The sequence below is a fragment of the Neobacillus mesonae genome, assembly GCF_023715155.1.
Taxonomy (GTDB): Bacteria; Bacillota; Bacilli; order Bacillales; family Cytobacillaceae; genus Neobacillus; species Neobacillus mesonae_A.
The window spans coordinates 96,397-105,687 of record NZ_JAMBNQ010000015.1 but is presented as its reverse complement, the minus strand read 5'-3'; the positions used below and the strand labels follow the sequence as shown (position 1 = coordinate 105,687).

Sequence of the window (9,291 nt, the reverse complement as noted above, 5' to 3'; positions counted from 1 at the left end):
GGTGGCGTGGAGAACGTACATTATATGGAAATTTATGGAGTTATTACTAACCCCTTTATTTAAGTACGCCTCCGTGTAGCCAAATTACGAACAACTCATTCATCAATCCCCAAATGTTATTACAAGTGCTTTGAAATCCTGCGAATAAGTGAGTATTCGAGAGAAAATCGTATCTAACTGAGGGAGCTTAAATAGTAAAAAATAAGCGGAGTTTTTTCCGTTATTCAATGAAAAGCACCCGATTTTAGCAGTTTAAAATCAAATAAGGGAAATTCCTCCGTCTATTTCAGCTAATTATCATCCAATTTCCTATATAAGGGGAATTTCTACCCCTATTTTTTGAACGAATCTTAAAAAGGGAGCAAAGAGCAACAATCTTTTAGAAAAGAGCCTTAGTTAAAGAATGTTTTCCAATCATAGAATGATAAGAAAATTGAAAAAGACAGGCTGGATCAGGGTTTTAGTATGAACAAATTCCGAAATTGAGGAAATCTCAACAGATATTATTCCTGCTTATTCCTTATAGCGTGCGCCTCTTTATAAATTTAAGTTTTTGCTTCAAATCCTCTCATATTAGTTGGCTTCATTCTTTTATTCCATTTTTTTGAAAATTTATCAAAGGGATACATTTCTTTAGCTCTAATGAAATGAGTAAAAAGTCTAATTAAAAATTTAAACAAACACAAAAAACGACAATGTTCGAATATGATATTTTGTAGAATAGTAGTATAAATTACTTATTTTCTAAAAAGTGGCAACCAATAACACCATATCAATTGTTTATAGGTCAAAAGATGTTAACACTGATGTCAGTATGGGGGGATCCTTTATGGAAAGCACGGTACATAATCAAGAAATTGAGAAACATCGCGCTAAGTGGTATGCAAATTGGAGGTTTATTACAGCAGGTATCATCATTATTATGGCTCTCGTCATTGCTGCAGGATGCTATTATCAGGCAAACCATTTTAATGCACAAATCAAAATTAATGGCATCAAAGTCGGTGGTATGTCCGCTGATCAGGCACTAAAAGAACTAAAAACAAGCGTATTAAAGAATGTAATTTATATTGGAAATCAACAAATTTTAGATGGCAAAGATACAAAAATGGTATTTTCGGATAAGGATCTGCCTGATGTCAAAAAATTATTAAAGAAACAGTGGACGTTTTTTCCATCTTCAAAAGAGAAAAATTTTTCATTACTTCCCACTAATCAGGATCAATATCGAAACCAGACCTTAAAAAAACAGTTAGAAGAAAAGCTGATCGCCATGAATAAAGGATTAAAAGCGCCAAAAGATGCGGCGGTTCGTTTAGATCAAGGCAAAATTATTGTCGCAAACAGTATCAGCGGAGAACAGTATGATGTCGCCAGTCTTTTGAAGGACTTTGAAAAGTCCAAATATATTAGTGAAATTCAGCTTAATCCTTTATACATACAGCCAATTAAAGAAGACAGCGAGTTTATAAAAAACCAACAGAAGAAGTTGGAAGAATTCCTTGCTCAAACCGTTGATTACAAGGTGCAGGATAAAGTTTACCCGTTAAAGGCAGGCGAATTAATTAAAAACGCCTCTATTTCAAAAGATTTACAGATCAAGATTGATGATTCAAATGAAATTAAGAATAGGATTGCCAAAATTAACAATACCCAATCCACATTAAATAAGGATTTCAAATTCAAGACCCATTCAGGTTCGGTCATTTCAGTTAAAGCGAAAGGCTATGGCTGGGCTATTGATGTTAAAAAAGAAATACCTCGTATTGTGAAAGCTTTTGAAAATGGGAAAAAATCAGTTTCCGCCTCTAATATTTACGGTCATGGCTGGAATGGTGAAGGCTACGGATATGACATAACTGCCAATAATGGTATTGGGGATACGTACGCTGAAGTCTCCCTTGCAAATCAGCGAATTTGGATATACAAAAATGGCAAATTAGTCGTCACAACGAATGTTGTTACCGGGACACATGATAATCGTCATGAAACATCACCAGGTGTATGGTATGTCCTTTATAAGGAAACTAACGCCGTACTAACAGGCAGAGAAAACGGTAAAATAACTTATCAGACACCTGTTAAATATTGGGCTCCTTTTACGAATGACGGACAGGGATTCCATGATGCAAGCTGGCGGGGCAATTGGGGAAGCAAGACTTATCTTACATCAGGATCGCATGGCTGTGTCAACACACCGCCAAGCATTATGCAAACTGTGTATGCCAATCTCAGCACCTATGAGCCGGTTATTGTTTATTGAGGAATGGATTGGCTGCCCCCCAATAGTAAAACTTTTTAGAAACAGCTGGCTCTTTGTTTAAAAAACTAATATGTAATAAAAACGCAGGAAGGCAACTCTACATGGTTAGTTGCCTTTTTGTGCCGCCAAAAGACAATTAGAGCCTTCAACTTGGAATCATCCATCAATGTTAATTGATCCGCTAATTGCTTTTCTTGACAAATTTTATTGTAATGCTGCGCTTTACAATGGGTGTTGGAAAATAAGATTTTTGCAAAAGGGTATTCGGAATAATATTTGATATCAACCGCTTATTGGGCTGAAGGTAAAAAAAAGGGCGCTCATTTCTAGTACCAAATAAAAACTTTACTTTCCCAACGCTTGGCAAATCAAATAATATTACACTGATAAAAATACAGCTTCAAATCCTTTAATCTTACATTTTTAAAAATACTTTCAAATAAGATTGGCCGGCTGTGAAGTGGAAGTTCAATTAAGCTCGTTTACCTTGACTTTTTAAAATGAAATCGTAATAATGAACATCAAAAAATAATTAAAGGTGGAAATTGATAAATGAAAATGGTTCAGTTGGGAAATACAGAGATTCCCTCAATAGCTCTCGGTACCTGGTCATGGGGTAATGGCATCAATGGAGGGAATACCGTTTTTGGTAATGATCTTAATGAAAAGGATCTAAAGCCTGTCTTTGATGCGGCAATGGATGCCGGATTTAATTTATGGGATACTGCCGCCGTATATGGAATGGGTGCTTCCGAAACGATTTTAGGTTCATTTATAAAAGATAGAAAAGACGTATTGATCTCGACGAAATTCACGCCCCGCCCCGATCAATCGGACGATGCCCCTGAAGAATTTCTTAACAACAGTTTAAACAGGCTCGGCATTGATTACGTGGATATCTATTGGATTCACAGCCCGCAAGATGTTAAAAGGTGGACCGAGAAACTGATACCACTAATGAAAAGCGGTAAAGTGAAATATGCCGGGGTATCCAATCATAATCTAGAAGAAATAAAGTTAGCTCAGTCTATTTTAGAAGAAGCTGGTTTCCCATTATCAGCTGTACAAAACCACTATAGTTTACTTTATCGTTCATCAGAAGAAGCAGGTATCATTGATTATTGCAATAACAACAGGATATTGTTCTTTCCTTATATGGTCTTGGAGCAAGGAGCATTGACCGGGAAATACAGTGCTCAAAATCCCTTTAAAACCGGTACCAGACGAGGAGATGCCTTCAATGTGGAGGTACTTGCTAAACTTGAGGGGCTAATGAAAGAGTTGTCAAAAATTGCCGGCAAATACAATGTTGAACCTTCCGAAATTGCTATTGCTTGGGCAATTGCAAAAGGCAGCGTTCCAATTATCGGAGTTACTAAACCATACCACATCAAAAGTGCCATATCAGCCGCAGATATAGCACTGTCAGAACAAGAAATAATAGATTTGGAAACAGCCGCAAAAGCAACCGGTGTTGAAGTGAAAGCGGCATGGGAAAAGAATATGAAGTAATCCTAACGAGTTCATTATTGGGGAGAAGCTATGAAATAGCCACAGTTTTAGGGGGGCCTATCGCGCAATGCGTGGGGTACCCCTATTTGTTTGTCTCATATATTAAAATCACCAACATTGTGAAAGGAATATTTAGGAGTATGGTCTACATTAGTCCTTAAACCTGAAATGGCACAAGTTTATAAATTGTTTCATATAGCGCATCTGTTAATTATCATCTATGCGACTTAGTTCATCCATTTCTTGAATCTCCTCACTTTACTTTAGTTGTTGATTGACTTTGCCGTCTTTCTGTAAGGCTTCATATATACAATTTGACTCTTTCTTTTGTTTTTGTTGAAATACTTTTCTACAACACATGTCCAGTCCTCAATCTAATCGTAAAAATGCCTCCAACCCTTCTTATATGTGGATAGAGGCTTATTACGTTTATACTTATTATATATAGAATTGGTCTAAGAATTCGACGATAATCCTATTAACATCTTCACTGGCCTCTTGTTGTACATAGTGTCCTGCACCAGGAATAATAATCTTATCCTTAATATTGGGCACATAATGATTCATTATCTCTATGCTGCGTTTATTAAAACTTGTAGCCGTGTCTAATTCTCCTCCAATAAAAAGAGCAGGCTGCATTATTTTTCTTTGACTTTCCTTTTCTAAATCAATCCAATCATAATCTACATTTCTATAACGATTTAAAGCTCCAGTAAAACCTGTTTGTTTAAAATTATCAACAAAGTAGTTTAAATCATTTTTCGTTAACCAGGTCGGCAAGTCTGGAGGATCTGGAATAGGATCCAATAACGTTGATTCTTTCGGCAGCTGGGATACTAACTTTGCTGGTAATCCTTCTGGTGCATCACCTGAGAGACCATAATAAATACGGTGCAAAGTAGTTTCTATATCTTTTTCTAATTCTGATTCTGCAACACCCTCATCTTGAAAATACACAAGCCAGTTAAATGAGGGAGAGTTCTTTTTAATCATCTCTGTTAATGGCATAGGGGGCCTTGGGGAGAATGGCACGCTTAATGCTAGTACTACATCGAACCTTTCAGGGTACATTTGTGCACATGCCCAAGCAATATTAGCCCCCCAATCATGTCCCACAAGTGCTGCTCGATCTAAATTCATTTCATTTACTAATTGTACGATATCTTCCACCATGTTTCTCATGCTATAAGAACGTACATTATCAGGGACACTTGATTGACCGTACCCCCTTAAATCAACAGCTATAGCCCGATAACCAGACTTGGACAAATACGGCAATTGGTATCTCCATGAATACCATAATTCAGGGAAGCCGTGTAAAAACAATACAGGTTTTCCCTTTCCACATTCTGCAACATGCATGTCTATACCATTCGCATGGACAATATGCTCTGAAAATTCATTCATACTACTACATCCCCTATACCAGCAAGTTTTTTTAAAAGTGGCAAGGTAAATTACTTGTTACTTTTAAGTGGATTTTTAGATTTTGGAATAATGACCCATTCAACAATCACCATATTCAGTACAAGACCTGCCCATATATTTATATTTAGCACCTCGTCAATCATCAAATCTCTTCCGCCTGGCAATGTGAATGTATGAAAAACAGTATATCCTAGAAGAAGAAATGGGACGAGTAAACGAGCATTCACAGCAGCCAGGGTAATACCAAAACTTCGTATTATCCATTTTCGATGTTCATGAAAACGTCTTTTTACAGCTGCTTGATATGCCTTCCAAGTTGTAAATAACCACAATACTGTTAACACTAAAAAAGCCATCGCCTTTGTAAAACTTTCCGTGTAAAAGAATAAAACAAACGCAAAGATTCCGCTAATGAATATACTTATCACATACATTCTTCCAATATTACGATGAATTTTTGGATGTCTGTGACGAATAGAGTCGATAAACTGAAAAAAACCAGTTACTATAGCGATAAAAGCAAATATTATATGTGCAACAAGTACTGGATATTGAATAGCAGTGGATGTAATGTTCACTCGGCTTTTATCTGGATCAAAAGTTAAATATGGGTACATAAAAGGAACCATAACTCCAATTGAAACAATAACTAAAATCCACCAACTCTTTTTCTGCTTGATCATGTATGTTTAAACCCCTTAATCCTCCTCGCTATTTTTTATTTAAAGGCATTTTGATGCCCTTTCCATATGCTGTCGTTCCAATGTATACTGCTGCATTAAGATTTTTGTCTTTTTCACTTTATTTATTTTTGCCTTTTAACGTCTTTTTAAGTTCGTTAAATTCTTCAGCTGTAATTTCTCCCCTTACAAGGCGGCTTTCCAGGATAGAAAGAGCATCACTTTGATTGTGATAACACATTCCTCCCCTTCTTCTCCAAAGAATCATGTTTGTAATAAAAAATCCTACAATAATCAATAAGAAAATCAGGCCAAATGGATGGAAATATCCCCAATGGTACATATTAAATCATTCCTTTCATTATTTTTAAATTCTATTTACCAGGCACAGCTTTATAACATTGGAATCTCAGCATAGGAATGGGCTTTTACTCTTGCCTCTGTTTTTACTATAGCAATGGAATATGAACTCCATCTGAAGGATGTATAAAAAATCTATAAACTAATATGTCCTTCTAATTAACAGCGACAAATAAAAACACCCAATCTACTTTAGACTGAGTGCTTTGAGTGTTTTAATACGAAATTCTATTTCTTCTATCCCTTAAAACGATATCCAGAGCCCCATATTGTTTGAATGTACTGTGGATTGGATGTATCTTTTTCTATTTTTTTGCGTATTTTTTTCACATGAACAGTAACAGTGGCATTATCTCCTACTGAATCCAGCCCCCATATCTTTTCAAATAATTCTTCCTTTGAAAAAACTTGATTTGGATGTTTCGCAAAAAAGGATAATAAATCAAATTCTTTTGTTGTCAAAATAATCTCCTTACCGTCGATAAAGACTTGCCTTGATGCCATGTTCAGCTGAAGCCCTCTAACTTGGATTTCATCTTTCGAAGGATCCGCCTGTGTTAGTCGCTCATACCTAACAATATGGGCTTTTACTCTTGCTGTTAACTCACTTGGGCTGAAAGGTTTCACAATATAATCATCTGCACCTAAGCCAAATCCACGTACTTTATCAATATCTTCATATTTAGCAGTAACCATCAGAATGGGAATATTCGTCACTTTTCTGACCTGTTTGCAAATTTCAAATCCATTTATATTTGGAACCATTAAATCAAGTAAAATCAAATCAAACTGTCGATGTAATGCAGCATCAAGACCTGCCCTTCCATCCGCAGTAATTTCCACCTGAAAGCCTTCAATCTCAAGATAATCTCTTTCTAATGCAGCAATGCTTTGATCATCTTCAATAATCAATATTTTTTTGTCCATCCTTTTCATCCTTTTGTTTTTTTAAGGGTAAAGTGAACACACAATCCGCCTGATGATAGATTTTCCGCCCAAATTTCTCCATCATGTGCCTTAATTATTTGTGATGCAATAGCCAGTCCTAGTCCACTTCCTGCTGTACTTCGTGATGGATCTGTCCGATAAAATCGATTGAAAATAGTTGAAACTTCATCTTCGGAAACACCTGGTCCATTATCACTTATGCTTACTTTAACCTTTTTTTCTTGCTCTGTAATAAAAATCGTTATCCTGCCGAATCCTCTATTCATATATTTAACACTATTAAAAATGATATTTTCCACTACACGCACTACTTTATCTCGATCTATGCACACTTTCACATGCCTATCTTCTTCTGTATCAAACACCACTTGTATGTCCTTCTCACTTAATTCATCATTTATATCATTCAAATAATCTTGAATAAACGCATAAATATCGACAGATTCAAAATGAAAAGGGAGTTTTTTCACATCTAATTTTGAATACAAGGATAACTCTTCTATTAATCGATTTACATATAATGCCTTAGAGTGGATGGTGGCCAGATACTCTTTTTGTTTCTGGGCAGAGCCTGCCACCCCATCCTGAATCCCTTCGACATAGCCAAGTATCGATGTTATAGGCGTTTTTAAATCATGGGAAATGTTTGCAATCATTTCTTTTCGATTATGTTCATATTTATCCCGCAGCTCCAATGATTCTTTTAGCTGCTCTCTCATCGAATCAAATGAGTTCACAAGTTTCCCAAGTTCATCACGACCTTTTGACTTGATACGGAAGTTTAGATTTCCACTTCTGATTTTTTCAGCAGCATCAGATAATAGGCGGACAGGACGTAAAATACTTCGAGAAACAAGAGTCGATAGTAAAACATTTGTCAGTACAAAGACAAGGATTAAACCTATAAATAAAACTGGAAAAAATGATCTAGCAAAATTCACAAACGATGCAGATGACTCTAATAGAAATATCGAACCTTTTGACGAATCATTGAAATAGAAATCATATTGTATCGTTGAGTAATGTCCATCACCAACCCATGATCCAGCCGGATAATATCCTTTATACCCGAAATCAGGGAGATCATTTTTCATGATTGACATCTGTTGAGCGGATGTAAATAATAGTTCATTGTCTTTCCGAATAATCACTTCTACTTTTTTTTCATTCAGTCGTTCTCTTAAGGAGTTTAAATATTTATCATTATAAAACTTATCTGGATCAAGTGATGCCGTTTTTTGCAATTCATTATAAAACTCTGTTAATGCTCCATCTATTCTTTGCCAATTTTGATTGAAGCCGCCCTTATTACTTCCAAACCCATTGAAGAATACAATATTAAGTAAAAAGATAATGAATATGATTACTATGATCGGCATTATAATCATAACCGCATTTGAAAAAAAAAGACGTTTCTTAATAGACATGATAATCCCCTTTAAAAAATGGCTTTGTAAACTTGGTTGTTGATTTTCGCTTCACAAGGAAGTCTTCTTCAGCATGGATATCGCACGTCTAAAAGCGATAGCTTTTAGACGGAGGCACAAGCGGTTCGCGGGCGTTCTGGGGTGTCTTGTCTCCTCAGCACTAAACGCCCTGGGGGGTCTCCCCTGGCACGTCACGTACTCCTACAGGATACTGAATTAACATCTTTGAATCCGCCCATGCACGAAGGAAATGCGTTAGCATTTCTGAGGAGTCTTCGTGCCATCCATCACAATAAACAGGATTATAAAAAATCAAGACCGCTATTTAACAACCATCAATTACTTTTTCTTATTAGGAAAATACCAACTACCCAAGAAATATTTCAGTGGAGTGAAGGAGTTGTGGCTGAAAAAGTAATTAGAAGGTATTAAAGGAAAATTTTAATGAGGCAGGCTTTGGACGGTGGGTTTATTTTAAATAATAAAGTAATTATTATAATAGGGGGGATAGTTTCCCTTACTATTTCTCCTACTTTACCCAATTCCCTTGTACTTCTCCTTTTCGAGCAGCTAGAGCCTTGCTGCTTTACCCAATTCTCTTGCGCTGCTCATTTTCAGGCAGCTAGAACCTGCCAAAAAAGTTTGTTAGTCTCTAAACTAAATTATCTCCAAT

7 protein-coding genes are annotated in these 9,291 nt (G+C 36.1%); 2 read left to right on the top strand and 5 right to left on the bottom strand.

The window, feature by feature from the left end; all coding sequences use genetic code 11:
- The first annotated feature begins 814 nt into the window (after positions 1–814).
- Both M3183_RS14190 and M3183_RS14185 read left to right on the top strand, forming a co-directional pair.
- Positions 815–2,263, top strand: coding sequence for a L,D-transpeptidase (locus M3183_RS14190; RefSeq protein ID WP_396953722.1), 1,449 nt, complete (start codon positions 815–817; stop codon positions 2,261–2,263).
- Positions 2,264–2,815: 552 nt separating this feature from the next.
- A complete protein-coding gene (locus M3183_RS14185) occupies positions 2,816–3,775 on the top strand; it encodes an aldo/keto reductase (protein WP_251470719.1) in 960 nt (319 codons plus the stop codon).
- A gap of 438 nt (positions 3,776–4,213) precedes the next feature.
- On the opposite strand, the gene M3183_RS14180 is transcribed toward M3183_RS14185, so the two are convergent.
- From M3183_RS14180 to M3183_RS14160, 5 genes are all read right to left on the bottom strand, one after another.
- Positions 4,214–5,182: an alpha/beta fold hydrolase gene (locus M3183_RS14180; protein WP_251470718.1), complete on the bottom strand. Its 969-nt coding sequence runs from the start codon at positions 5,180–5,182 to the stop codon at positions 4,214–4,216.
- A gap of 50 nt (positions 5,183–5,232) precedes the next feature.
- Complete coding sequence (locus M3183_RS14175) at positions 5,233–5,886, bottom strand: DUF2306 domain-containing protein (protein ID WP_251470717.1); 654 nt, start codon at positions 5,884–5,886, stop codon at positions 5,233–5,235.
- Between the two features lie 118 nt (positions 5,887–6,004).
- Complete coding sequence (locus tag M3183_RS14170) at positions 6,005–6,226, bottom strand: SHOCT domain-containing protein (RefSeq protein ID WP_251470716.1); 222 nt, start codon at positions 6,224–6,226, stop codon at positions 6,005–6,007.
- A 254-nt stretch (positions 6,227–6,480) separates the two neighbouring features.
- Positions 6,481–7,179 carry a response regulator transcription factor gene (locus M3183_RS14165; RefSeq protein WP_251470715.1) on the bottom strand — a complete coding sequence of 233 codons (699 nt, stop codon included), beginning with the start codon at positions 7,177–7,179 and terminating at the stop codon, positions 6,481–6,483.
- Positions 7,176–8,618: a sensor histidine kinase gene (locus tag M3183_RS14160; RefSeq protein ID WP_251470714.1), complete on the bottom strand. Its 1,443-nt coding sequence runs from the start codon at positions 8,616–8,618 to the stop codon at positions 7,176–7,178. Before M3183_RS14160 ends, M3183_RS14165 begins: the two co-directional genes overlap by 4 nt.
- Positions 8,619–9,291 lie beyond the last annotated feature (673 nt).

Excerpts from the sequence above, each read along its gene's own strand:
- M3183_RS14160 (WP_251470714.1), bottom strand. The coding sequence starts at position 8,618 with ATGTCTATTAAGAAACGTCTTTTTTTTTCAAATGCGGTTATGATTATA.
- M3183_RS14165 (WP_251470715.1), bottom strand. The coding sequence starts at position 7,179 with ATGAAAAGGATGGACAAAAAAATATTGATTATTGAAGATGATCAAAGC.
- M3183_RS14180 (WP_251470718.1), bottom strand. The coding sequence starts at position 5,182 with ATGAATGAATTTTCAGAGCATATTGTCCATGCGAATGGTATAGACATG.
- M3183_RS14185 (WP_251470719.1), top strand. The coding sequence starts at position 2,816 with ATGAAAATGGTTCAGTTGGGAAATACAGAGATTCCCTCAATAGCTCTC.
- M3183_RS14175 (WP_251470717.1), bottom strand. The coding sequence starts at position 5,886 with ATGATCAAGCAGAAAAAGAGTTGGTGGATTTTAGTTATTGTTTCAATT.
- M3183_RS14170 (WP_251470716.1), bottom strand. The coding sequence starts at position 6,226 with ATGTACCATTGGGGATATTTCCATCCATTTGGCCTGATTTTCTTATTG.
- M3183_RS14190 (WP_396953722.1), top strand. The coding sequence starts at position 815 with ATGGGGGGATCCTTTATGGAAAGCACGGTACATAATCAAGAAATTGAG.